Origin of the sequence: Candidatus Clostridium radicumherbarum, from assembly GCF_045310525.1 — a bacterium.
Lineage (GTDB): Bacteria > Bacillota > Clostridia > Clostridiales > Clostridiaceae > Clostridium_AT > Clostridium_AT radicumherbarum.
In genome coordinates this window covers 727,715-751,421 of record NZ_JBJHZY010000001.1, presented here as the reverse complement: position 1 = coordinate 751,421, position 23,707 = coordinate 727,715, and the positions used below count along the sequence as shown (strand labels likewise).

Below are 23,707 nucleotides of genomic sequence, written 5' to 3'. Positions count from 1 at the left end.
TCCTGTATAATCAGTGTAAGTAATAAATTATTCTTGCCTTATTTTATCTTTGGTTTCCATAAATTCAGGTCTTCTCTTAAATAGATTTATAGGAGCTCTAATGAATGTATCTTTCATATCTCTTTTATGAGGATGAACTAGTGGTGATAAGTATGGAATCCCAAAGCTTTTAAGTTTTACTAAATGTATGATTATTATTATTGAGCCAATAGCTATACCATACAATCCTATTATTGAAGAACATATTATGAGAAACAACCTAGATAATCTTAAAGCAGAGCTAACCTCATAATTAGGAGTAATAAAGCTAGAAATAGAAGTAATGGATACAATAATTATCATAATAGGACTTACAATTCCTGCACTGACTGCCGCCTGCCCTAATATTAATCCTCCTACTATACCAATTGTTGAACCTATTGCCTTAGGCAATCTTACCACTGCTTCTAATATAAATGCTAAGGCTATCTCCATGATTATGGTTTCAACAAAGGCCGGAAAAGGAACTCCCTCTCTAGAAGCAGCGATAGAATATGCTAGCTTTGTAGGTATAATAGCTGTATGAAAAGAAGTCACGGCAATATAAAGTGATGGCAAAAGCATTGATAAAATAATTGCAGAAAATCTTACAAGCCTAAGTATTGATGAATTTATCCATCTTTGATAATAATCATCTGGTGTCTGAAAAAGACTTGGTAAAGTTGCTGGTGCAAGTATACAAAAGGGAGAATTATCAACTAATATAGCTACTCTGCCTTCATACAAACCTGCTGCAATGACATCTGGCTTTTCAGTACTTTGTAATTGGGGAAAAGGAGATAGTTTATTGTCTTCAATAAATTCCTCAATATATCCACTATCTAAAACTGCATCTATTTTTATGTTTTGAATTCTTGACTTAACTTTTTCCAGAACATCTTTATTAACAACATCATCTATGTAAAGTATAGCCACATCTGTTTTTGATCTAATACCTACAATTTTAGGCTCGATCTTAAGTCTGGTATCCTTTATTCTTCTTCTAATTAATGCAGTATTAAATCTTATGGTTTCTGTAAATCCATCTCGTCCTCCTCTAATAACAGATTCACCGGAAGGCTCACTTACTCCCCTTGTTGGCCAAGCCCTAGTTGCAATAACATATAAAACAGACAGACCTTCAATAAACATGATTGAATCACCTGAAAGTACAGCGTTTAAGCCTTCAGAAAGCTTCATTACCTGCTTCATATCAGACACTGTAAGTATCTTATCTTTAATTTGCATTACATTTTCTACTCTTTCACTCTTAAGCATTACAGATTCAAGTACAAAGTTATCTAAAATAAATTTGTCTGCCATTCCATCTATGTAAATAAGAGCTGCCTTCCATTCGGCAATATTAAATTGTCTATAAACTATATCTGATGTATCCTTTAACAAACCTTTAATATAGGCAACATTCTCATCAACCTTTGGAGAAATTAAGTCTCTAATTATTTCCTTCAAAATGCAACACCTTCAACTTTCCACACCATATATTTCACATTATTTCTCTTAAAGTAAATAATGCTATGCCTAAAATCATAAAACCAATACCCAAAATTCTAGCTTTTATAGCAGTCTTCTTCATGTTGTTGTTATAAAAAAATCTTGCATCCAATATACCAACTATGTAGCCTTGGACTAACATCAATATTAAAAAATACTTTGTAAATAAACCAACAATAAGCATAGTCTGCCTCCAGTATTCTTTATTACTGACATATTTTTCTCATATATAAGCCAAAATATGCATATAAAAAAGACAGGCATAACCTCTTAAAAAGAGATTATAACCTGTCTAACTAATAATTATATTGTTCTAGTAATGTATACTTCACTATATTTTAGTTTTAATTTTTCAAAACAATATTGAGCTTTAAGCATATCTTCAAAGAATGCAAATATGGTAGGGCCACTTCCGCTCATCATTGCTCCTAATGCTCCATATTTTAACATACTATTTTTTATATCCTTTAATATATTATGCTTTCTTAAAGTTACATTTTCTAAAACATTTTTCATATTTTTGCTAATATAATTCAAATCATCCTCTTCTATGGCATTTATAAGATGCTTAGTATCTGGATGTTTATATATTTTACTTGTATCTAAATTTTGATATACCTCTTTAGTAGAAACCCCAAAAGGAGGTTTAATTACAACGAGTATATGGTCTTTAAAACTATTAAGCTTTTTAACTTTTTCTCCTATACCCTCACAAAGAGCAGTTCCCCCTATAATGCAGTATGGTACATCCGCTCCTATTTTTAATGCTAGCTCCATTAGTTCCTCATTACTTACATTAACCTCAAAAATATCATTCATTGCTTTTAGTACGGCTGCGGCATCGGTGCTGCCACCGGCAAGTCCTGCTGCTACAGGAATATTCTTCTTAATATAGATGTCAATTCCTTCTTTTATTTCATATTTTTCTATAAACAGTTTTGCTGCTTTATAACAGAGATTTCTATCATCATTTGGAAGATAGGACTTATTAGATGACAAACTTATTCCTTTAGAAGCCTTATTAATATTAATAATATCATAAAGATCAATTGTCTGCATAAGCATTGCTAATAAATGATATCCATCCTCTCTTTTGCCTATAACATCTAAGGATAAATTAATTTTAGCATAAGCCTTTATAAGCATTTATATTCTTCCTTCCAATTTAATACTTAGGTCCTATTTTGATAACCCACTTCATTTTTCTTATTTAGTATAATATAATAAAAAAAATAAAGCTAGGTATTTTCTAGCTTTATTCTAAAATAATTTAATTTGCACTTTCCTGTTTTTCTATTATATTTATTCTTTCTTTTACTAAATTTAATAATGGTTCATATTTTTCAAAGAAGATAATAATAATATCTCCAGGTTTTGATTTATCAATAGCTTTTTCTAATGCCTCTACTTCATCAAGAATAGTTTCTAAATTTTTATGATTAAACTCGGAGCTTAAAACTCCCTTCTCAAGGAGCTTAGCGATTTCGCCATTTCTCCTTCCTCTTTTATCCATGTCTTCTTTTATGTATATGAAATCAAAATAGTTGCCTGAAATATTTCCTACCTGAAGAACGTTACTGTCAAGTCTATCACCAGGTACTCCAATTACTCCAACAAGCCTATTATGCTTTATTGCTTTTATTCCCTCTAGTACAGCCTTGTAGCCTTCTATATTATGTCCGTAATCAAGAATAACTGTAGCACCATTAACAGAATACATGTTGAATCTTCCAGGATTCTGTTCTTCATTACAATAAAAGGTGGATAAACCCTTCCGAATAGTAGAATAATTTACTTTTAATCCAATAAGCGCTGCGCAGGCGCACATTGAGTTTTCAATGTTATACTTCAGTTTTCCATTTATAGTTATATTAATTTTGTTTACTTTTATTAAAGGGACAGCATTATCATCCTTTTCTACATATATATATCCATTATGTGTATATACTCCATAACCGCCTTTTGAAATATTCTCTCTTAAAAGTACATTATCTTTATCTTTTGATATAAAAATAATATTACTTTTCATTCTATTTACTATAGTTTTGCTTACTTCATCATCTGCATTTAGAATAACATATCCATTTTCTTTAACAGCCTCTCCTACAAGGGATTTAACATAGGCCAAATCTTCAAGCGTATTGATTTCATCAATGCCTAAATGATCTTCAGTAATATTTGTAATTACAGCAACATCTGCCAAATCATAAGCTAGCCCTTTTCTTATGATGCCACCTCTGGCGGTTTCTAAAACAGCAACATCAATTTCCTTGTTCGTTAAAAGCGTCATTGCACTTGTGTAACCTGTGGTATCACCTTTATATATACATTTATTGTTTATATATATTCCACCAGTAGTGGTCATACCAACTCTGCTTCCCATAAGTGAAAGTGTATGTGCAATTAATCTTGTTGTAGTGGTCTTCCCATTTGTTCCTGTAATAGAAATTATAGGAATACTCCTGTCATTATTCTTAAACATCATTTCAACTATTGCTTTAGCAACATTCTTTCCCTGACCATTACATGGATAATGATGCATCCTGATTCCAGGCGCTGCATTAACCTCTATTACAGCATCTTCCATTGTAAGAGGTATGCTAATATCCTTACAGCATAAATCTATGCCGCAAATATTTAATCCAATGGCCTGAGCTACCCTATTACATATATCAATATTCTCTTCACATATTAGATCTGTACAATCAATTGAATTACCGCCAGTTGAAAGATTGGCATTTTCCCTGAGAACAAGCTTTTTGCCTATTTCTAATACCGAGCCCAATTGATAATTCTCTTTGGAGATATAGCTAATAAGCGCGTCATCTATCTTGATTTTTGTTAGTGGTTTTTCATGGCCGATACCTCTTCTTTCGTCCTGATTTATCTCATTAATAAGTTTTCTTATGTTACTAATTCCGTCTCCAATAATGAATGGTGGAATCCTTTCAGCTACAGCCACAACTTTTCCATCAACAACGCATGCTCTATAATCCCTGCCAGTAATGTGTTTTTCGATCATTATATCTTCATAATCTTTACTTAGTAAGTTATAGGCTTCTAATGCCTGCTTCTCATTTCTAATATTAACAAAAACGCCCTTACCTTGATTTCCAAATCTGGGTTTAACAACTATTGGATAACCTATAATATCTGCTTTTAGGAGCAAATCTAAAGTATTTTCAACTTTACCTCCTCTAGCTACAGGAATACATTGATTGAGCAAAATTTCTTTAGTAAGAAGCTTATCGCAAGCTATATCAATGGCAATACCACTAGTTTCATCACAAATAGTTGCCTCCAACATTTTACTGTACTTACCATATCCAAGTTGAAACATGCTTTTTTCTCCTAACCTAAGTACAGGTATTCCTAATTTTCTTGCCTCATCACAAATTGCTAAGGTACTTGGCCCTAATTGTTCTTTTGAAAGGATATCTGTCAAGGCTTGAAGTCTAAAATCAAAGTTAAAGTCATTTCCCTTAATTAGTGAATTAATCATATCTACAGCTATTTTACCAGCCTCTATGGCTGTATTTTTATATTCATATTGATAAATTACATAATAATTATCCTTTTCTATTTCTCTTGCCTTGCCATAAACCACATCTAATCCAATTTTATTTTGAAGAGCAATAATGCAATGTTCACATATATGAGCTAAATAGGTTCCTTCACAAAGTCTCTTTACAAAGCCTCCTTCTTCGTCAATTCCGCATCTATGAGCGAAAAGCTCAGGAAGCAGCTTAAGCAAGCCTTCATTAAAACCTTCAATTTTATTGCTAGGAATCTCACAATAGCCTTCTAAGTCTAAATCCATTCTTATACATTTTTTATGAGAATATATATTTCTCCCTTCAAAAATGTTAACGTCTGCTATTTTCATTTTTACGCTGTATTTCCTCCTTAATAGGCTGTTTTGTATTTATGATATATTTATCGCCATTTTTAAGAACATGCATTTTTATATCAAACATGGATAAAATTTCATCAGGGTATTGTTCTGAGGCATTAGTATAGGTAATTGAACTTCCATCGAAAACATATACTGCTCCAGAGCCTATAACTTGGAATTCACCTTTGCTGCTTACCATAATAGCAGTATCTTCATCTATACCTATACCTAAACTTTCAGGATTTTCTGCGATAGAAACTAAAATTCTTCCTGTTCTTCCTCTTTGCGAAAAATGCTGGTCAATAACAACATTTTTTAAAAGTCCAAGACCTGGAGCCATTTTTAATGTACATTTTTTAGGTGCCTCTTCATCCGTGCCAGTAATAATCATTGTGTCACTCATTACAGATGCTCCTGCAGAGGTGCCAACGAATACACATCCATCTTCATGTCTTTCATGTATTACCTTAAATAAAGGGGTACCACCTAATAGGCTGGTAATACGAAGCTGATCACCACCAGTGAAAAAAACTAGGGATGCCTTTTGCATAATATCAATATTCTGTCTTTCACAAGCATCTTTTCTATCTTGTATATCCAGGATATTAATATTAGTTACTCCAAGACTTTCAAAGATGTTTCTGTATTCTGCTCCTACTTCCTTTGGAAATTGTGTTGCGATGGTAGCAATAACTAATTCATCATTTTCCTTATCAATCTTGCTGCAAACTTCCTTTAAAATGTTTTTTCCGCCTTTTTTATCTTCAGCTCCTCCGATTATTATTAGATTGCCTTTTATAACTTCATCCAAGCATAACCACTTCCCTAATCACATGTATCTGTTATTCTTTCCACAACTTCACACATTATTCATATTATTTATTTTTTACATTACCCATTTATTTTGCATTTTTTTATAAAAAATATGCAAAAAAATAAAAAGATATATCCAATATGTAAATATTGGATACACCATTCTCATTGATTTAAAATCTTAATTTATTACCTATTAAGGTCTAATTCTATCCCTATCTCTAGGAAATAATGTAACCTCTCTAATATTTTTAAAACCTAAAAGCTGTGCTGTAAGCCTTTCTAAACCGATGGCCAGGCCACCATGTGGCGGCATTCCAAACTTAAAAACTTGAAGATAATCCTTAAAGCTCTCTACCTTTAATCCTCTTGAAGCAATACTATCTTTAAGCTGTTCATAATTATGAATTCTTTGCCCTCCAGTGGTTATCTCCAGGCCCCTAAATAAAAGGTCAAAGCTGTGAGTTAAGTTTTCTTCAGCCGGCATGGCATACATTGGCCTTTTACTACGTGGATAGTAAGTTAGAAATAGAAACTCACTATTTAGATATTTCTTTGCATACTCACAAATTTGCTTTTCTCCCTCAGGGTCTAAATCATGTAATAAGTCAGTTCTTCCATAGAATTTTTTAAGTATTTCAATTGCATCAGATAGTCTCATGGAAGGAATTTCATCAGCTATCTCAGGAATATTAACCTGTAATAGTTCAAGTTCTTTTCCACACTTTTCTTTTACAGAATTGAACATAAATTTAAGAAGCTTTCCTTCTAAATTCATAATATCTCTTTCATCCTTAATAAAACCCATTTCTAAGTCAAGGCTCACATATTCATTTAAGTGTCTAATAGTGTTATGCTCTTCAGCGCGATAAACATGTCCTATTTCAAAAACTCTCTCAAATCCTGAACCTACAAGCATTTGCTTATAAAATTGTGGACTTTGTGCAAGATAAGCCTTCTTCTCAAAATATTTTATTTCAAAAAGCTCAGTTCCTCCTTCTGTACCTTCTGATACAATTTTCGGACTAAAAACTTGGGTAAAGTCTTCCCCTTCTAGATATCCTTGAAAGGCTTGCGCTAAAACAGCCTGAACCTTAAATATTGCATTTATTTTTAAATTTCTTAAAGCCAGAACTCTATAATTTAAAATAGTATCAATATTTATTTCTAAATTTTCCTTATTTATTTCAATTGGCAAGTCTTCATTGACCCCAGAATAAATCACTAAGGAATGTGTCCAAAGTTCTACATCTTCATCTATTCCGATTTTCTTTTGTACCACTCCTGTTATCTCTACAACACTTTCTAATTTTAAGCCTTTAATATCAATGTTTTTAGTATCAATAACACATTGAACTATTCCAGTTCTATCTCTAACAATAATAAAAGCAAGTTTTCCTAACCTTCTTATTCTATGAACCCAACCAGAGATCATAATTACTTTATCATCATAATTTCTTAATTCCTTCACTAAGATTCTTTCCATTTTTAATCCTTCCTTTCAGTTTTTTTAAACTGTTATTTTTTTATTGCTCTTGGCCAAGAAGAAATAAAAAAAGTCCCCAAGCATAATGCTTAGGGACGAATAAATCCGCGGTGCCACCCTTCTTAATCTATAATTATAGGCAGAATTGAATATTAAAAAGCACCCACTCCATGTAGGAGTGAGTGCAAATACCCACGGTACCATCCTGCTTAATCATTAAATAGATTCGCTTTAATCCTTTTAACGGTGGAATTCCGTTTTACCCTAGTAATCCATTGGATTTTCAGATAATCAACTCAAGGATGTCCTTCATTATACTTCCTCTGCTGGTCTTTCACCCACACCAGCTCGCTTTAGAGATTTGGTAAACTACTTTTCCTATCATCATTGTTTTATTGTTATTTTTTAAATATTCTATCATCTGACATACTAATTGTCAATTATTCTTTACGAAAATATTTATAAAACTTATTTATTTTTATAATACTATTTTAAAATTTACTTTAAAATCCCTATTAGCTCTTTTTCAATAAGATCGTTATATTTACCCTGTCTGTATTCTGTTACAAGTTCCTTTTGTTTATCATTTGAAAGTCTAGCCATTTTTTCAGAAAGTTCTGCAGGAACTTCTATGTATGCTCCCTTTGGTTCCATATTTTCCGTAAAACTCATTATTGTAGGTATTCTAGAGGTTCCAGTATATTCTTCTAAAAGCTTCTCGTTGCCCTTTAAGCCGTAATAAAATACTTTAATCTTATCATTTACCTCACTTAATCTCTTTATAAAAGGAAGAGTAGCTATGCAATCAGGACAGTAGCCTTCAGAAAAGACCACAACATTTACATTTTCCTTAATTTCCTTTGCAGCGTCGTAGACTTCTTTTGAAAGCTCAATTTTATCTAAATTATTAACAAGTCTTTCACTTTCCTCTTTTGAATTTTTATTAAGATAACCTTTAAAATCCATACCTTTTGATAATTCTATCATTTTTATCACTCCCTGTAACTTAATTTCTATATATAAAATGTATTACAATAGAGATAATTAATCAATATTTTTTTGTCTAATTTAACTACTTTCAATAAATGAAGCTTTAAATTAGTTCCTTATTTTTACTGTACAATAAGCCTTAAACTATGACATAATGAATGTGGACGCAACGTATAATAAGGAAATCTTTATAAATTTCTTACTTAATTGTTAAGGGGTAACTAACATGGTTTTATTAAATGCAATGCAGAGTATTTTAAGTATTTTACTAATGATAAGCATTGGCTATATTCTAGCCTTAAAAGGCTGGTTTAAGGAAGAAGACTCTAAACTTTTTTCAAAGATTGTAGTTAATCTTTCATTACCTGCACTTATGCTTTCAAATATGCTGGAAAATTTCACAAAGGAAAATATAACTCATGCAGGCAAGGGTATTATTATACCTTTTGTTTCAATGATTGTGTGTTTTCTATTAAGCACTGTTTTTACAAAGGTTTTAAAAGTAGCACCAGAAAGAAGAGGTACCTTTCAATGCATGTTCTTTCTTTCAAATACTATTTTTATTGGTCTTCCAGTAAACCTTGCTCTTTTTGGAGAACAAAGTGTTCCTTATGTGTTATACTATTACTTTTCCAATACAACAATATTCTGGACTTTAGGTGTAAATTTAATAAGTAAGGATGGAGGGGCTAAGAAAGAGTCTCTTTTTAACAAAGAAACACTAAAAAGAATACTTACACCTCCACTAATTGGCTTTATTTCTGCTTTAATACTTATAATTTTAAATATTCACCTGCCAAAATTTATAATTGACAGCTGTAAGTATCTAGGAAACTTAACCACACCATTATCCATGTTATTTATTGGAATAGTTATCAGCTCAATTAGTTTTAAAAATTTTAAATTTGATAAAGATATGCTGTTTATAATATTAGGAAGATTTTTCGTTTCTCCTTTAGTTACCTATGGCTTTGCGCTTCTCTTTTCTGCTCCGCTTATAATGAAAGATGTTTTTACAATCCAAGCAGCACTTCCTGTAATGGCAAATGCAGCTATAGTCACAAAGGAATATGGTGCCGATTATGAATATGCTGCAGTTATGATTGCCATTACAACTATTTTAAGCCTGATTTTTATACCAATTTACAGAGTACTTATATAATGAATTCAGCTTTGCTTCCTTCTTTAGCTGGGGTAATTTCTAGTCTGACATCTATTCTTTCCTTCAATTCAGGGACATGGGATATTACTCCAACTAATCTGCCACCCTTTTGTAGGTCTATAAGGCACTCAATAGCACTATCTAAGGACTCTGGATCTAAGGTTCCAAAGCCTTCATCTACAAACATAGTATCTAGACTTATTCCTCCCGCATGTGCTTGAACTACATCTGCCAGGCCTAAGGCTAGTGCCAAGGAAGCCTTAAAGCTTTCACCTCCCGAGAGAGTTTTTACATGACGGGACTTACCAGTATAGTTATCAAAGACTTCTAATTCAAGACCTTCTTGTTTAGTTCCCTTTCCTTTTTCTTCTTTTCTTTTAAGAATAAATCTTCCTCCAGCCATTTTATTAAGTCTAGTATTAGCTGCAGAAACTATTTCATCGAAATATGCAGCAAGTACATATCTTTCGAAGGTTATTCTCTCCTCATTAAAGCCATTGGCAGTTCTTGAGACATCACTTATTATGCTGCATCTTTCTTCATCTTTGCTTATATTATTTGTTATTTCTTCAATTTCTTTTAGAGCGCCTTTATTATTCTTAATTCTTGAATATATTTTCTTTTCAGCATCTGCTATGTTACTTTCCTTTTCGGTAAGCTCTGTAAAGGCTTCCTTCAAGGAATTAACATCAATCTCCATAAGAGCTTCACATACCTTTTCATAATTTTTATATACATCACCTGCAGACTGCAACTTTTTATAAAAACTATTTATATCATTTTCTAATAGATCTATTTCCTTATCTATAAGCTTATTTTCTTTATAATCCTCATAGGAGGAAAAATCAAATTCCAGCAGTTTCTCATTAAGTGCTTTTTTCCATTTTGATACTTCTTCATAAGCTAGCTTTATGTTACTTGCTTTTCCTTCCATATCAGCTTTACATGAATGATATAAATTTATCGCTTCATTAAGCCTTTCTTGAGCCTCTTTATAGGACTTTTCTAAGCTTTCTAATTGTAATTTTAATTCCTCAACCTTCATAATTAATTTTTTGCTGGAACGAAGCTCTGCAGGAATTTCTTTTTCTAGATTAGTTATAAGCTCCTGTTCACTAGTTGCTTTTACAAATAAAAGTTTGTACCCCTCCTCCAGCTCTGGAAGTTTTTCCTCTCTAAGCTTAATACTTTCTATAAGCTTTGCAATACTATCTTCAGTTTTTGACTTTTTATCAATTTTGCTCTTTAATTCTATAATTTTATTTTCTAGCTTTTCAATTTCAATGTTAAGCTTTGGTCCTTTATCATTTATTTCTTTCTTTATTTCCTCATTTGTAAATTCAAATATATTCTTAGGAAAAATATTTATTAAATTCTCCTTAGTTTCATTTAATTCTTTTTGGCTGGACTCAAGTTTTCCATAAAGGTTAGCAAGCTTTTTAAGCCTTTCATTTTTTTCCTGCTGTTTACTCTCATAAGTACTTTTAGCTTCTTTTAAATCTTCAGAAGAAGGAACCTCTGAAATAAGTAATGCTGGCCTTGGATGTAGAGTAGAACCGCAAACTGGACATTCTTTGCCTTCCTTAAGGTCTTTTGCCAAAATACCTGCTTGAGCCTTAAGAAACCTATCCTGCATGGTTTCAAAATTATCCTTGTATTTTAAAAATTTTGCTTCAAAGTTATTATAGCTTTCTGCTTCAGCTATGTGCCTTATCTCACTTGATAAGAATTCATTTATTTTATTCCTAAGGTCCCTAAGTTTATCCAATACCACCATTTTTTCATCTACTAATTTTAAGCTTTCTGCCTTTTCTATTTCACTATTACTAATTTCTAATAAACTTTTGTTCAAGCTTTCTAAATCCAGCTTATTTCTATTTAATTCCTGTTTGAATTTGTCTAAAGTGCTTTCCTTTATAGCTAATTCTTTTCTTATATTAATTATATTAAAACACTTTATTTCATAATCTCTAACCTTTGTTTCCCTATCTTTAAGCTTTACTATCTCTTCACTAATATTTGCTCTATCCTTCTGTTTGTCTTCCTCAAGCTTTAGTTTCTCTTCTAATACTGCAGCCTTTTTCTGAGCTTCCTTTAAATTGTTTTCTGATATTTTGTAATCATTCTCTCTTATATTTAAATTATTTTCTCTATCTAACAAGGTGTTTTCCACTAAACTAATTTGAGCTGCCTTTCTTGCTTTAGCTAAGTTTACTTCCTTTCGCTTATAATCCTTTTCTTCAGAGCTAAGAAGCATAAAAGAATTAAAGGCTTCCTGCTTTTCTTTTAATTTGTTATTTATTTCCTCTCCTTTATTTATCTTTTGCTGAAAATTAATCTCTTCTTGTTTTATGAGCTTTATGCTTTCATTTAATTTTCTATCTTCCTCATTATCAAGTGAAATAAGCTCCTTAGTTTTATTAATTATTTCAATTATATTTAAGTAATCAGCATTAACTAATTTTATTAAGTCCTCACCCATGCCAGGATCAATATTTTTTATGTGAACTGCCCTCTTTGTTTCCTCATCTTTTATTTTTTTATAAAAATCTTTTTGCAGATTATCAAGTTTTTGTTGAATTAACTGAAAAATCTCAGTTCCAAAGATTTTTCTAAAGATTACTTCCCTATCCTTGCTTTCAGCTTCAAGGAGCTTTCTAAATTCTCCTTGCGGAAGCATAATAATTTGTCTAAATTGATTTTTATTAATTCCCATAATATTATTAATTTTTTCATCTACTGCATTTGTCTTAGTTATAATCTCCCCTTCTGGAGTAATAAGGGAGGCTTCTGAAGTTTTAAATACAGTTCCTTCCCCCTTTTGCTTCTTTCTTTCCTGCTGAGGATATCTTATTACTGTATATCTCTTTCCCCTAAGTTCAAATTCCAGCTCCACAAAGGTGGGCCTTTCTATGGAGGCAAAGTCGCTTCTGAGGCTATCCTTATCTCTGCTGCTTCCTGAAGCCTCTCCAAATAGCGCAAAACTTATTGCATCAAAAATAGTTGTTTTCCCTGCACCTGTAGGCCCGGTAATTAAGAATATATTTTTATCCTTAAGTTTAGTGAAATCAATCACCTGCGTCCCAGAATAGGGGCCAAAGGCACTTAAGATTAATTTAATTGGTCTCATTTGTTCAGCTCCTTATCAGCATCCTCAATAATTTCTGTTATTAAACTTAGTTTATTTTCCGTTAGCTTTCTCCCTGTTATTGATTCATAAAACTCTTCAAATAACTTACTCTTAGATTTATTTTGAAAGCCTGTAGCTGCAGAGGTTTTACTTTCTTCCTTTTCTCTGCCTTCTTCTCTATGCAGTCCCATAATATTTGGATACACTGCTCTTAGTTTAGTTATAGGGTCAATTAACTCTTCCTCGTCAGTTAAAATAGCGTAGATATAATCTTCCACATTGTCATTCCTATAAACCTCTGGATTAATTAGTTTATTAATAGGCCCTTTTATAATTCTCATATCTCTTCTAGGTTTAAGCTCCTTATGCAGTGCAGTAACCTCACCAGCTTTATTTATTTCTACAACAACTACACCTTTTTTATGATTTACTTCTGAGAAGGAGTATTTTAATATAGAGCCAGAATATCGCATTTTGTCACTGCCAACCTTTTGTGGGCCATGTAGATGTCCAAGGGCAGTATAATTAAAGGCGTTAAAATGCCTTCCATTTATTAAATCTGTTCCTCCTATGCTAAGTGGTCTTTCAGAACTAGAAATTTCAAGGCCAGCTCTTTTATTTTCTTCATTATTTGACCCATCTAAAGCTACCTCACTCATGAAGGTTACGTATCCATGGGCAACTAGAATATTATTCTCATCCTTATTTAACTTTTTATTAATAATTTTCACGACTTTTCTCATTGCATCATCATGAGTTTGAATTTCTTCATCCTGATATATATGCTTTATTTCCTTTGGGTCAGCATAAGGCAGTAAAAAGAAATTTAATTTTTCATCTTCCTTCTCTATGGTTACTGTTTTTATATTCTCATCAAATAATCCAGCAATGTATAAGCCATTTTTGCTTAGTATCTCACTTGCAAAAGAAAGCCTTTCAGAGCTATCATGGTTACCTGCTATAGCTAATACTGGTACCTTAAGTTCTAGTAATATCTTGCTTAGCACATCATTTAAAAGCTCAACCGCTTCTACCGGAGGTATACTTCTATCATATAGATCCCCTGAAATTACTAATGCATCTGGCTTTTCTTCCTTTACTACTTCAATCAATTCTTTTAAAACAAATTTTTGATCTTCTATCATACTAAACTCATTAACGATCTTTCCTATATGCCAATCCCCTGTGTGAATTATTTTCATAATGCTCACTCTCCATATCCATTATAGATTATATGTTCGCTATTTATAGCATAAATCCTTTTAAGCGGAAATGAAAGTGATATAAATTTTCCATATAAATTGATATAATATAAGTAGAGTATGATAATCTTGGAGGTGTGTAATGAAGATTGCCCTAGCTCAAATGAGAGTTGAATTTGAAAATAAAGAAAAAAATAAAGAAAAGTGCTGGAGCTTTATAAAAGGTGCTAAAGATAAGTCCTGTGATTTAATTATATTCCCTGAGATGACTCTCACTGGTTTTTCAATGAATACTAAAGAAATTGCTGAAGATAATAATGAAACTATAAATTGGTTTAAAGATAAGGCCCTAAATTACGGGCTTTATATTGGTTTTGGCCATGTAGTAAGAGTTAATGAGAAATGTGAAAATAGATTTACAATAGTTTCTCCAGATAATAAAGAAATACTAAGCTATGCTAAAATACATCCATTTTCCTATAGCTTTGAAGATAAGTATTATGTAGGTGGTAATTCTATATTATATACTCATATTAGAGACTTTATGGTATCACCTTTTATTTGCTACGATTTAAGATTCCCAGAGATTTTTCAAATAGCCTCTAAAGAGTGCCACTTAATTACAGTAGCTGCTAATTGGCCAAAATCCCGCAGGGATAATTGGATTACCCTTTTAAAGGCAAGGGCAATAGAAAATCAATGTTACATCGCTGGTGTTAATGTTATGGGCCGCATAAATGGCTATGAATATTATGGAGACTCACTTATTATAGATCCAATTGGAAATATTATAGCCGTGGCAGACGACAAAGAAGAGCTGTTAATAGCAGAAATAGACATAAATGAGGTTTTACGCTTTAGAGACCACTTTCCAATAAAAAGAGATAGACGAGAAGAATTATATAAAGATATTACTGCAAAAAAATGTAGTGAGGCAAAATAGCCTGTAAAACAAAGCTATTTTGTCTCATTTTTTTACTGCTGAATTTTAAACCCTGTATTTTCAATACATCCCATTATGGCAGCTGGATCTGCTGGCTCATTATATTGAACTTCGATAGTACCTCTTGCCACATCTACAGCTACTTCTTGAACGCCTTTTATTTTATCTAAGGCATTTAAAACCTGCGCCTTATTTTTACGGCTTGCCATTCCTGAAATATTATAATGAACAGTTTTCATGACATATCCCCTTTCTTTTTATACTATAATAGTATTGAAAGAAAATAGTTTTTTTATCCCTGCCTTAAATCTAATCTTTAAATAAAGCTTTTAGAAATTGTATTTTAAAGCCGCTAAGGGATAGAAGCAGCTGGGAAGGGAAGTAAAAAAACCAGATAAAAAAGCCAGTTAATTTTTCGTATTTAGCTAATCCTATATAGCCAACTATATTAAATAATCCTACATTTATATCACAAAAAAGAAATAATATTATTCCAATAGAAATTAGTAAAGCTCCTTCTTTAGGAAACTTTCCTCTTTTTAAGGTACTAACGCCGCAGTAAACGCTAGTAAGAAGAAAAACTGCATATATAAGACCTAAAGCTAAAAGTTTTCTGTCAAAGTTATTAATATTAATTACAGCTAAAGTAAATATAGAAATTAATAAAAAGAAGATTAGAAAAAATAGGTTTTTATATACCTTCTTTTCCATTAAGCTATGTCTTATTATGTATGTTATTTGCACAATGCAAAAGCATATAATACCTAATTTAAAATCCTCTTTTATTAAAAGAAAATAATCTGCTATAACTGTAAAAAATCTAGCTAGTTGTACAAGAAATCTATCTCTTTTGTTATAAGAATCCTTCCCAATTAATAGCGTAATTATAAAACAAAGTAAGATTGTAATAAATTTTAATTTTACAGAAATTTGATTATTCCTATTTATTAAATGAATATCAGTATATAGAAATATTAGAAAAATAAATATTTGTATAGCTATTAATATTCTCACTGAGAGTTTTTTACTTACTCTAACCATAATTGCGCCACCTAAACAATTTAGATTCTTTTGTAATTGTATTCCTTTCCTTTATTAATTATTCTCTGCTATAATACTACCATATATATAAGTATAAGCCTTAAGGAGATAAGCATGAAGAAGTTTAAGAAAATTTATATAGAAATTACAAATGTATGCAACTTAAGCTGTGATTTTTGTCCAGTAACTAAGAGAAAACCAGAGTTTATGAGCCTTGAAACCTTTGAGAAAATATTAATTGACATTAAACCCTATTCAGATTTTATTTATTTACATGTAAAAGGAGAGCCTCTTTTGCATCCTAAAATAGATGAATTTCTTGAAATATCAGAGGCCTACGGGTTTAAGGTAAATCTAACTACAAATGGGACTTTAATTGATAAAGTTATATGTAAAATAATTAATAAGAAAGCCCTAAGACAAATAAACTTTTCTCTTCATAGCTTTGACGCAAATGAAACAGATTTTACATTAGAAAGTTATCTTAACTCTATTATATCCTTTACCTTGGAGGCTGTTAAGAATAACATTATAGTCTCCTATAGATTATGGAATTTAGATGAAGATATTAAGAGCCTTGAAAAGAACAGACATATTCTTAATATAATTGAAACAGCTTTTGATTTGAATTATAAAATTGAGGAAAAGCTTATGGAAAGCAGAGGAGTTAAGCTCTTAGAAAATGTATATTTAAATGCAGCTTCTAGGTTTAATTGGCCTCAAAAGGATTTAGTTAGAAGCGACACTACTGGCTTCTGCTATGGCCTTAGAGATCAAACAGCAATACTTGTAGATGGAACAGTTATACCTTGCTGCCTTGATGGTGAAGGGGTTATAAACTTAGGCAATATTCACATTACAAGTTTTAAGGATATTATAGAAGGTTCCAGAGCAGCAGCTTTATATGAGAGTTTTTCTAATAGGCATGTAATTGAAGATTTGTGTAAGAATTGTGATTATAGAAGGAGATTTAATAATTAACTTATATCAAAAGAAGCCTTAGGATAACCTAGGGCTCATTTCTTAAATCTAAAGTAATATTCAGAAGTATCTTCTGTAATAGTTTTAAATTGATAACCTAAATCCTTATAATAATCTATAATAAATGGCAGTGCTTTTGCCGTATTCTTATTTGTCTGATCACAATGCAGCAGCAGAAATATTCTAGAATTCCCTTTACCTACAATATTATGTGCCTCTCTTACTAATCTATCAGTTGGAGTATTATAATTTATTCCATCTGAAAGACATGCATTCCAATCATATATCTTATAATTTTTATTATGAAGCTTTTCTAAAAGTACACTGTTTAAATGCGGCTTGCTTCCTGTAGGAAATCTTATTGCTTTTGGGCTATAGCCTAAAACCCTGTTTACTTCTTTTTGAGTTTCATCCATTTCATTTATAAAGTTATCATGACTTGAGTATATTTTTTTATATACATGAGTAAAAGTATGCAGCCCAATAGAATGTCCTTCGGTGTCTATTCTTTTTAAAATATCTTCTCTGCCTTGTATTTTGCTTCCAACTACAAAAAATGTAGCCTTAACTCCTTTTTCCTTTAAGATATCTAAAATCTTATTAGTAACAATGAAACTAGGTCCGTCATCAAAGGTAAGATAGATACTTTTTTCTTCTTCATTAATTTTATATATCTCCTCTGCTTTTACTTTAGCTGTTTCTAGTGAACATAAAAGCAGAACTCCTAAGGATATTAAGATCTTCTTATGTTTTCTCATTTAAGTATTCACCTCAGTTCCTTAATACTAATAAATATAATGTATATTAATTTTTACTATTTTTATAGGTTACCCTAAAAAATAATTTTTATTTTTTATATATTCTTTGTTTAATAATTAAAGCATAAAATAAACTTAAGCAAGGTTATAGGGTTTTAAGTTCAACTAATAACTTATACATGTCCTAAAAAGGCTTAAAGATGCCTATTTTATGGCATTAATAAGTTAAGTTTCACAATTAAAACCCTTTAAATGAGGTGAATATGCTTAATAATAAAGAAATTAATGAAGTATTTTCTATTTCTTTGCCTGTTATCGCTGAAATGCTTCTTTATATGGTTATATTATTGTTAGACACAGCAATGGTTTCTATATATGGTGGTCACATAGCCGTTAGCACAGTTGGTTTAAGTTCAGAAATTATTTATTCTATTAGCGGTATAATTATAGATGTAGGCATAGCAGTAGCTGTAACTTCTTTTATTGCAAGAATGCTTGGAGAAAGAAACATTAAGGCCGCCGAAGAATATGCAGCCATAGGTTTTTGCTTAGGCTTTTTTGTTTCTATTATAGTGAGTTTTATGTTATTTAAGTTTAGCTTAAGTATATTAAATTTCGCAGGTGCAAATTCTGATGTAATTGCCTTAGGAAATATTTATATTAGAGTTATTAGTGTAGGGTTATTTTTTAAAATGCTTTCTGGTATTTTAAGCGGCATATTAAGAGGTTATGGAAATACTATAATACCTCTATATACTGCACTTATTGTACTGATAATAAATTTGTCTTTTGATTGGCTTTTTATCTTTGGAAGACTTGGCTTTAGGGAACTTGGCATAATAGGTTCAGGTATTGCTTATAATTATGCTCAAGTCTTCGGTTTTTTATTTTTACTTACATACATTATTCAAAAATCCAAAATTAAAATTAGAATAAAATATATGCTATTTATTTCAATACATAAATTAAAAGAGTTTTTAGCCTTATGCATCCCCACCTCTTTAGAAGATGCCTCCTTTAACATCAGCAGACTATTATCTCTTTTTATAATAATGCATAATGGCACAGTAGCCTTTGCTTCAAATCAACTTGCTACCACAGTTGAAAATATATCCTTTATGCTTGGTTATGGTTTTTCTGTAGCAGCAACCACCCTGGTGGGCATCAAGGTGGGAGAAAGAAAATATAAAACAGCAAAAAAATATGCTTATTTATGTGCTGTTTTTGGTGCCATTTCAATGATTATTTGTTCTATTTCCTATTTAGTTATTCCTGAATTTTTAATAAGCTTTTTTGTGGGGAAAACTCAAACGAAAGTAGTTATTTATGGTACACAGTGTTTAAGGGTAGCTGCAGTAGAGCAGCCTTTTATAGGTTTATCACTTATATTTGCTGCTGCCATGAAAGGGTCAGGTGATACAAAGTCGCCATTTTATATATCCTTTATCACTAGCTGGTTTATCAGACTGCCGCTAATGTTTTATTTTATATATCTTAATAAATTACCAGTTGTTTATGTTTGGTGGATAACAAACCTTCAATGGTGTATAGATGGTCTTTTAATGTTTTTAATGTTTGAAAAGAGATTTAAAAAATTAAATTGCAATTTACAAAATTTGTAGATTAATATATTGATTTTTCATATAATATTATATAAAATAAATTATATAGTGTAGCACAATTATCAAATATCATATATTAAATGGAGGTTTTTTCTATGAGAGTTATACTAATTGGGCCACCTGGAGCAGGAAAAGGAACTCAGGCAAAGCTTTTATCTGAAAAATTCAATATTCCCCATATTTCAACTGGGGATATTTTTAGAAAAAACATAAGAGAAAACACCTCACTTGGAATGGAGGCTAAGTCATATATGGATAGGGGCATGCTGGTGCCAGATGAGCTAACCCTAAGAATTGTTTATGACAGACTAATGGAAATAGATTGCAGAAAATGCTATTTATTAGATGGGTTTCCTCGAACTTTAAAGCAGGCTGAAGCCTTTCAGAAATTACTAGAATCAGATAACAAATCAATTGATAATGTTATTTTGTTTGAAGTACCTAAAGAGGTAATTATTGAAAGGGGAACCGGCAGACGTATCTGCTCAGGCTGCGGTGCTTGTTATCATATTAACCTTAATCCACCTCATATTAATAATATCTGCGACAACTGCGGCAGTGCGCTAATTCAAAGAGCGGATGATACTGAGGAGACAATTAGTAATAGATTAGAACTTTACGAAAGAGAAACTATGCCTCTAATAGATTTTTATAGAGACAAAAACCTTTTAACAGCAATTGATGGCACTCTTGCCATTGATAGTGTTTTCAAGGTGGTTAATAATTTGTTGGCAAGTAATACATCTAAAAAAGGAGCTTAAATAATAATACATATTTCATGTAAATATTGTTAATAATATTATTCGTTGAATAATATTTTGGGAGGCGTGAAATATGAGAAGTTTACAGGGTACTAAAACAGCAGAAAACCTATCAAAGGCTTTCGCTGGTGAATCACAAGCAAGAAATAGGTATACCATATATGCCAAGGTTGCAGAAGATGAAGGACATCAATATATAGCAGAAATATTTAGAGAAACAGCAGATGAAGAAAGAGCACATGCTAAAATTTTCTTTGATTTCTTAACTCAAGGATTGGGCAAAACCGACATCAAGGTTGATGCAGATTACCCTATTGGACTAGGAAATACGGAGCAAAACCTTCAATATGCAGCAGAAGGAGAAAAAGCAGAATGGGGCACCTTGTACCCTCAATTTTCTACTATCGCTAAAGAAGAAGGTTTTGCTGATATTGAATTTGCATTAAATAAAATAGTAGCAATAGAAACCTGGCACGAAAAAAGATATTTAGATCTTATGAATGCTTTAAAGAATGGTGCATTGTATAAAAAGAATAATAATCAATATTGGAAATGCATGAACTGCGGTTTTATATTTGAAGGTCTTGAAGCCCCTAAAGTATGTCCAGCTTGTAAATATCCACAAGGCTGGTTTCAAATAGCTTACGATTATATTCCATAACAGTAAATTTTACTTGAAATCTAATATTTACTATACTTTAAATATTAAGTTACATTATTAAACAACGTTATGTTATAATTAATGTATGGGAAAGCTGTCAATCATATAAAAACTTATGAGTTTACCCCATTAACAGTACTAAAAATATAAAGAAGGGGGTATCTAAATGCATTCTTTTAGTTTCTTATTAATTCTTATTTTAGTGGTATTTTTCACATTTTTAACTTATTACACAGAGCTTCGAAAGAAAAATTGCACTTGGGCCGGAACCATAGAAAATAAAGCAATCTCAGATTATTTCTACAAAGGCTATCACAGCAGCGTTTATATCCTCTATGTAACTAAGGATGATGGTGAGAAATTGACATTTGACGTTGATGAAACCGTTTATGTAAATATTAATGTTGGTGACAGGGTTACTAAAGAAAAAGGGAATTATTATCCATCAAAATTTATTTAATACAAAGGAGCGTCTTAAACGCTCCTTTATTTTTACCTATTTACATTTAATTCTACTAGCTTCAATATTACTTCAACGGCCTTTTCCATTGAAGATACAGGAACATATTCGTACTTACCATGGAAATTTAGTCCACCTGCGAAAATATTAGGAGTAGGAAGTCCCTTAAATGAAAGTTGAGCTCCGTCAGTTCCTCCTCTTATTGGTCTAACAAGCGGCTTAACGTTAACTGCTTCCATAGCTTTTATGGCATTGTCAACTACATATTTAACAGGCTCTATTTTTTCTTTCATGTTTCTGTACTGATCTCTTATTTCAATAGTAACTCTGCTGCCATATTTCTTGTTTAATTTCTCAGCTGCATCTTTAATAAACTTTTTTCTATTTTCAAAAGAATCCATGTCAAAATCTCTAATAATATAGTTTAGTACTGATTTTTCTACATTACCTTCCATATTATTTAGATGATAAAAGCCCTCGTAGCCTTCAGTTGCCTGTGGTGTTTCATCTTCTGGCATCATAGAAATAAATTCATTTGCTATAAGCATTGAATTAACCATCTTATTTTTTGCATAACCAGGATGAACATTTCTTCCGCTTATAGTAACCTTTGCTGCAGCAGCATTGAAGTTTTCATATTCAAGTTCACCAACTGCTCCACCATCCATTGTATAGGCAAAATCAGCATTGAATTTTTCAACATCAAAGTGATCTGGTCCACGTCCTACTTCTTCATCAGGTGTAAAGCCTATTTTAATAGTTCCATGAGGTACTTCTGGATGATTTACAAGATATTCAACTGCTGTAAGTATCTCTGCTATTCCTGCCTTATCGTCAGCTCCAAGAAGAGTAGTACCATCTGTTGTTATTAAAGTTTCTCCTATGTAATCTTTAAGTTCTGGAAAATCTTCTGTAGAAAGGGTTACCTCATCATTAAGTTTTATATCTTTTCCATCATAATTTTCAATAAACTTTGGATTAACATTTGTTCCGCTCATATCTGGACTTGTGTCCATATGTGCTAAGAAACCCATAACAGGAACCTTTTTATCAGTATTAGCTGGCAGAGTTGCCATAACATAACCATTTGAATCAACGGATATATCAATTAACCCTAGTTCCCCTAATTCTTTACCAAGCTCCTTTGCTAGTACTAATTGACCAGCTGTACTTGGTACAGTGCTTGAATTTTCATCTGCCTTTGTGTCAAACTTTACGTATTTTATTAATCTTTCAACTACACTAGACATATTTTGTCCTCCTTTAAGATAAAAATTTTGTTAAATTGAAGGTTTATATATCTTTCTGTTATCAAGTGAATATACCTTCTCTGAGAAGCTCCCAGCTTCCACTTCACCTGTAACCCTTTTCATATCATACATCCTAGCATCTATTATGTCAAGATGATGAAGAAGTTCTGCTTCAGGAAACATAGGTTTTACAGGACTTCCATATTCTGGTTCATAATGATGAGATAATATCATATGCTGTAATAGCATTGTAGACTCTTTATCTGCTCCTACAGCCTCAGCTACAAGTTCTATCTTTTTTATTCCCTGGGTAATATGTCCTAAGAGCTGTCCTTCTACAGTATATTCACTAACTATGCCAAGCTCGTTAGCTTCCATTTCTTCAAGCTTAGCTATGTCATGAAGCATTATACCGGCATAAAGTAAATCCCTATTTAAAAAGGAATATATCTCACAAAGCTTTTCCCCAGCATGAAGCATTGTAAGCACATGAAATAAAAGTCCTGATTTAATCGCATGATGATTTTTTTTAGCTGCTGGATAGTGCATCAGCTTGCTTTGTTTTTCCTGTAATATTGCTATAACTATATTTTTAATAGATATATTTGTCATATTGTTAGCATATTTAAGTATTTCATCATACATAAAATCCGCTTGAAGCGGTGCCACAGGTACGAAATCTTCTAAATTAACATTATCTTGATTATTGCTCTCCCTCATTTTTTCTATTTTTAACTGAAGAGTATTATTCCAAAGGCTTACGCTGCCTCTAACCTTTACAAGGCTGCTTGAAGAAAACTTTGTTTCGTCCCCTTCTTCGTATTCCCATAGTTTTGCATTCATCTCACCTGTTTTGTCGCATAAGTTTAAATCTAAGTACTTTTTATTATTAGAAGAAGTTTTAAGATCTATTGATTTTAGTAGAAAAAAACCCTCTATCTTTTCGCCCGCATTAATTTCATTAATCTTCTTAAATTCCATTTATCTCTCCTTAATTAATTATTTTATTAATATTTCCCTTA

At 31.5% G+C, this 23,707-nt stretch carries 21 protein-coding genes and 1 other annotated feature; of the genes, 7 read left to right on the top strand and 14 right to left on the bottom strand.

Going from position 1 to position 23,707, the window contains the following annotated elements; all coding sequences use genetic code 11:
- Positions 1 to 27: 27 nt before the first annotated feature.
- From ACJDUH_RS03560 to ACJDUH_RS03530, 7 genes are all read right to left on the bottom strand, one after another.
- Positions 28 to 1,488, bottom strand: coding sequence for a spore germination protein (locus ACJDUH_RS03560; protein WP_406763778.1), 1,461 nt, complete (start codon positions 1,486 to 1,488; stop codon positions 28 to 30).
- Between the two features lie 34 nt (positions 1,489 to 1,522).
- Positions 1,523 to 1,714 carry a CLC_0170 family protein gene (locus tag ACJDUH_RS03555; protein ID WP_406763777.1) on the bottom strand — a complete coding sequence of 64 codons (192 nt, stop codon included), beginning with the start codon at positions 1,712 to 1,714 and terminating at the stop codon, positions 1,523 to 1,525.
- A gap of 119 nt (positions 1,715 to 1,833) precedes the next feature.
- Positions 1,834 to 2,676, bottom strand: coding sequence for a 4-(cytidine 5'-diphospho)-2-C-methyl-D-erythritol kinase (gene ispE / locus ACJDUH_RS03550; RefSeq protein WP_406763776.1), 843 nt, complete (start codon positions 2,674 to 2,676; stop codon positions 1,834 to 1,836).
- Between the two features lie 124 nt (positions 2,677 to 2,800).
- Entirely contained in the window at positions 2,801 to 5,416 is a 2,616-nt protein-coding gene (gene cphA / locus ACJDUH_RS03545) for a cyanophycin synthetase (protein ID WP_406763775.1), read from the bottom strand.
- Positions 5,397 to 6,236 (bottom strand): cyanophycinase, encoded by an 840-nt coding sequence (locus ACJDUH_RS03540; protein ID WP_406763774.1) that lies wholly within the window; start codon positions 6,234 to 6,236, stop codon positions 5,397 to 5,399. Before ACJDUH_RS03540 ends, cphA begins: the two co-directional genes overlap by 20 nt.
- A 198-nt stretch (positions 6,237 to 6,434) precedes the next feature.
- Positions 6,435 to 7,724 (bottom strand): aspartate--tRNA(Asn) ligase, encoded by a 1,290-nt coding sequence (aspS, locus tag ACJDUH_RS03535; RefSeq protein ID WP_406763773.1) that lies wholly within the window; start codon positions 7,722 to 7,724, stop codon positions 6,435 to 6,437.
- 88 nt (positions 7,725 to 7,812) lie between these two features.
- Positions 7,813 to 8,118, bottom strand: a binding site (T-box leader).
- Between the two features lie 104 nt (positions 8,119 to 8,222).
- Positions 8,223 to 8,711: a thioredoxin family protein gene (locus ACJDUH_RS03530; RefSeq protein ID WP_406763772.1), complete on the bottom strand. Its 489-nt coding sequence runs from the start codon at positions 8,709 to 8,711 to the stop codon at positions 8,223 to 8,225.
- Between the two features lie 229 nt (positions 8,712 to 8,940).
- On the opposite strand from ACJDUH_RS03530, the gene ACJDUH_RS03525 reads away from it, so the two are divergent.
- Positions 8,941 to 9,876, top strand: coding sequence for an AEC family transporter (locus ACJDUH_RS03525; RefSeq protein ID WP_406763771.1), 936 nt, complete (start codon positions 8,941 to 8,943; stop codon positions 9,874 to 9,876).
- Here the strand turns inward: ACJDUH_RS03525 and ACJDUH_RS03520 are convergent.
- Positions 9,869 to 13,006 (bottom strand): AAA family ATPase, encoded by a 3,138-nt coding sequence (locus tag ACJDUH_RS03520; RefSeq protein WP_406763770.1) that lies wholly within the window; start codon positions 13,004 to 13,006, stop codon positions 9,869 to 9,871. The two genes, ACJDUH_RS03525 and ACJDUH_RS03520, sit on opposite strands and share 8 nt — an antisense overlap.
- Entirely contained in the window at positions 13,003 to 14,208 is a 1,206-nt protein-coding gene (locus ACJDUH_RS03515; protein WP_406763769.1) for an exonuclease SbcCD subunit D, read from the bottom strand. Before ACJDUH_RS03515 ends, ACJDUH_RS03520 begins: the two co-directional genes overlap by 4 nt.
- 142 nt (positions 14,209 to 14,350) lie before the next feature.
- Here ACJDUH_RS03515 and ACJDUH_RS03510 point away from each other — a divergent pair, with 142 nt between their 5' ends.
- Positions 14,351 to 15,151, top strand: coding sequence for a carbon-nitrogen family hydrolase (locus ACJDUH_RS03510; RefSeq protein ID WP_406763768.1), 801 nt, complete (start codon positions 14,351 to 14,353; stop codon positions 15,149 to 15,151).
- 32 nt (positions 15,152 to 15,183) lie between these two features.
- Here ACJDUH_RS03510 and ACJDUH_RS03505 read toward each other — a convergent pair whose 3' ends face one another.
- A complete protein-coding gene (locus ACJDUH_RS03505; protein WP_406763767.1) occupies positions 15,184 to 15,390 on the bottom strand; it encodes a heavy-metal-associated domain-containing protein in 207 nt (68 codons plus the stop codon).
- 70 nt (positions 15,391 to 15,460) lie between these two features.
- Positions 15,461 to 16,192, bottom strand: a complete 732-nt coding sequence (locus tag ACJDUH_RS03500; RefSeq protein ID WP_406763766.1) for a lysoplasmalogenase family protein — start codon at positions 16,190 to 16,192, stop codon at positions 15,461 to 15,463.
- 114 nt (positions 16,193 to 16,306) lie between these two features.
- On the opposite strand from ACJDUH_RS03500, the gene ACJDUH_RS03495 reads away from it, so the two are divergent.
- Positions 16,307 to 17,173, top strand: a complete 867-nt coding sequence (locus ACJDUH_RS03495; protein WP_406763765.1) for a radical SAM/SPASM domain-containing protein — start codon at positions 16,307 to 16,309, stop codon at positions 17,171 to 17,173.
- A 35-nt stretch (positions 17,174 to 17,208) separates the two neighbouring features.
- Here the strand turns inward: ACJDUH_RS03495 and ACJDUH_RS03490 are convergent, their stop codons facing one another.
- Positions 17,209 to 17,931, bottom strand: a complete 723-nt coding sequence (locus tag ACJDUH_RS03490; RefSeq protein ID WP_406763764.1) for a polysaccharide deacetylase family protein — start codon at positions 17,929 to 17,931, stop codon at positions 17,209 to 17,211.
- Positions 17,932 to 18,194: 263 nt separating this feature from the next.
- Between ACJDUH_RS03490 and ACJDUH_RS03485 the strand changes: the two genes are divergently transcribed.
- From ACJDUH_RS03485 to ACJDUH_RS03470, 4 genes are all read left to right on the top strand, one after another.
- A complete protein-coding gene (locus tag ACJDUH_RS03485; protein WP_406763763.1) occupies positions 18,195 to 19,553 on the top strand; it encodes an MATE family efflux transporter in 1,359 nt (452 codons plus the stop codon).
- 95 nt (positions 19,554 to 19,648) lie between these two features.
- Entirely contained in the window at positions 19,649 to 20,314 is a 666-nt protein-coding gene (locus tag ACJDUH_RS03480) for an adenylate kinase (protein ID WP_406763762.1), read from the top strand.
- A gap of 73 nt (positions 20,315 to 20,387) precedes the next feature.
- The gene (gene rbr / locus ACJDUH_RS03475) at positions 20,388 to 20,975 is read left to right on the top strand and encodes a rubrerythrin (RefSeq protein ID WP_406763761.1); all 588 of its coding nucleotides are present in this window, start codon (positions 20,388 to 20,390) and stop codon (positions 20,973 to 20,975) included.
- A 166-nt stretch (positions 20,976 to 21,141) separates the two neighbouring features.
- Positions 21,142 to 21,435: a DUF7489 domain-containing protein gene (locus ACJDUH_RS03470; protein ID WP_406763760.1), complete on the top strand. Its 294-nt coding sequence runs from the start codon at positions 21,142 to 21,144 to the stop codon at positions 21,433 to 21,435.
- A 32-nt stretch (positions 21,436 to 21,467) separates the two neighbouring features.
- Here ACJDUH_RS03470 and pepT read toward each other — a convergent pair whose 3' ends face one another.
- Positions 21,468 to 22,685: a peptidase T gene (gene pepT / locus ACJDUH_RS03465; RefSeq protein WP_406763759.1), complete on the bottom strand. Its 1,218-nt coding sequence runs from the start codon at positions 22,683 to 22,685 to the stop codon at positions 21,468 to 21,470.
- A 30-nt stretch (positions 22,686 to 22,715) separates the two neighbouring features.
- A complete protein-coding gene (locus tag ACJDUH_RS03460; RefSeq protein WP_406763758.1) occupies positions 22,716 to 23,666 on the bottom strand; it encodes a 3'-5' exoribonuclease YhaM family protein in 951 nt (316 codons plus the stop codon).
- Between the last annotated feature and the right edge of the window lie 41 nt (positions 23,667 to 23,707).

Bases quoted from the DNA above. Each gene is read 5' to 3' on its own strand.
- ACJDUH_RS03515 (WP_406763769.1), bottom strand. From the start codon at position 14,208: ATGAAAATAATTCACACAGGGGATTGGCATATAGGAAAGATCGTTAAT.
- ACJDUH_RS03520 (WP_406763770.1), bottom strand. From the start codon at position 13,006: ATGAGACCAATTAAATTAATCTTAAGTGCCTTTGGCCCCTATTCTGGG.
- ACJDUH_RS03470 (WP_406763760.1), top strand. From the start codon at position 21,142: ATGCATTCTTTTAGTTTCTTATTAATTCTTATTTTAGTGGTATTTTTC.
- ACJDUH_RS03485 (WP_406763763.1), top strand. From the start codon at position 18,195: ATGCTTAATAATAAAGAAATTAATGAAGTATTTTCTATTTCTTTGCCT.
- ACJDUH_RS03505 (WP_406763767.1), bottom strand. From the start codon at position 15,390: ATGAAAACTGTTCATTATAATATTTCAGGAATGGCAAGCCGTAAAAAT.
- ispE (WP_406763776.1), bottom strand. From the start codon at position 2,676: ATGCTTATAAAGGCTTATGCTAAAATTAATTTATCCTTAGATGTTATA.
- ACJDUH_RS03460 (WP_406763758.1), bottom strand. From the start codon at position 23,666: ATGGAATTTAAGAAGATTAATGAAATTAATGCGGGCGAAAAGATAGAG.
- cphA (WP_406763775.1), bottom strand. From the start codon at position 5,416: ATGAAAATAGCAGACGTTAACATTTTTGAAGGGAGAAATATATATTCT.
- rbr (WP_406763761.1), top strand. From the start codon at position 20,388: ATGAGAAGTTTACAGGGTACTAAAACAGCAGAAAACCTATCAAAGGCT.
- ACJDUH_RS03525 (WP_406763771.1), top strand. From the start codon at position 8,941: ATGGTTTTATTAAATGCAATGCAGAGTATTTTAAGTATTTTACTAATG.
- ACJDUH_RS03500 (WP_406763766.1), bottom strand. From the start codon at position 16,192: ATGGTTAGAGTAAGTAAAAAACTCTCAGTGAGAATATTAATAGCTATA.
- aspS (WP_406763773.1), bottom strand. From the start codon at position 7,724: ATGGAAAGAATCTTAGTGAAGGAATTAAGAAATTATGATGATAAAGTA.
- ACJDUH_RS03530 (WP_406763772.1), bottom strand. From the start codon at position 8,711: ATGATAGAATTATCAAAAGGTATGGATTTTAAAGGTTATCTTAATAAA.
- ACJDUH_RS03555 (WP_406763777.1), bottom strand. From the start codon at position 1,714: ATGCTTATTGTTGGTTTATTTACAAAGTATTTTTTAATATTGATGTTA.
- pepT (WP_406763759.1), bottom strand. From the start codon at position 22,685: ATGTCTAGTGTAGTTGAAAGATTAATAAAATACGTAAAGTTTGACACA.
- ACJDUH_RS03480 (WP_406763762.1), top strand. From the start codon at position 19,649: ATGAGAGTTATACTAATTGGGCCACCTGGAGCAGGAAAAGGAACTCAG.
- ACJDUH_RS03490 (WP_406763764.1), bottom strand. From the start codon at position 17,931: ATGAGAAAACATAAGAAGATCTTAATATCCTTAGGAGTTCTGCTTTTA.
- ACJDUH_RS03495 (WP_406763765.1), top strand. From the start codon at position 16,307: ATGAAGAAGTTTAAGAAAATTTATATAGAAATTACAAATGTATGCAAC.
- ACJDUH_RS03510 (WP_406763768.1), top strand. From the start codon at position 14,351: ATGAAGATTGCCCTAGCTCAAATGAGAGTTGAATTTGAAAATAAAGAA.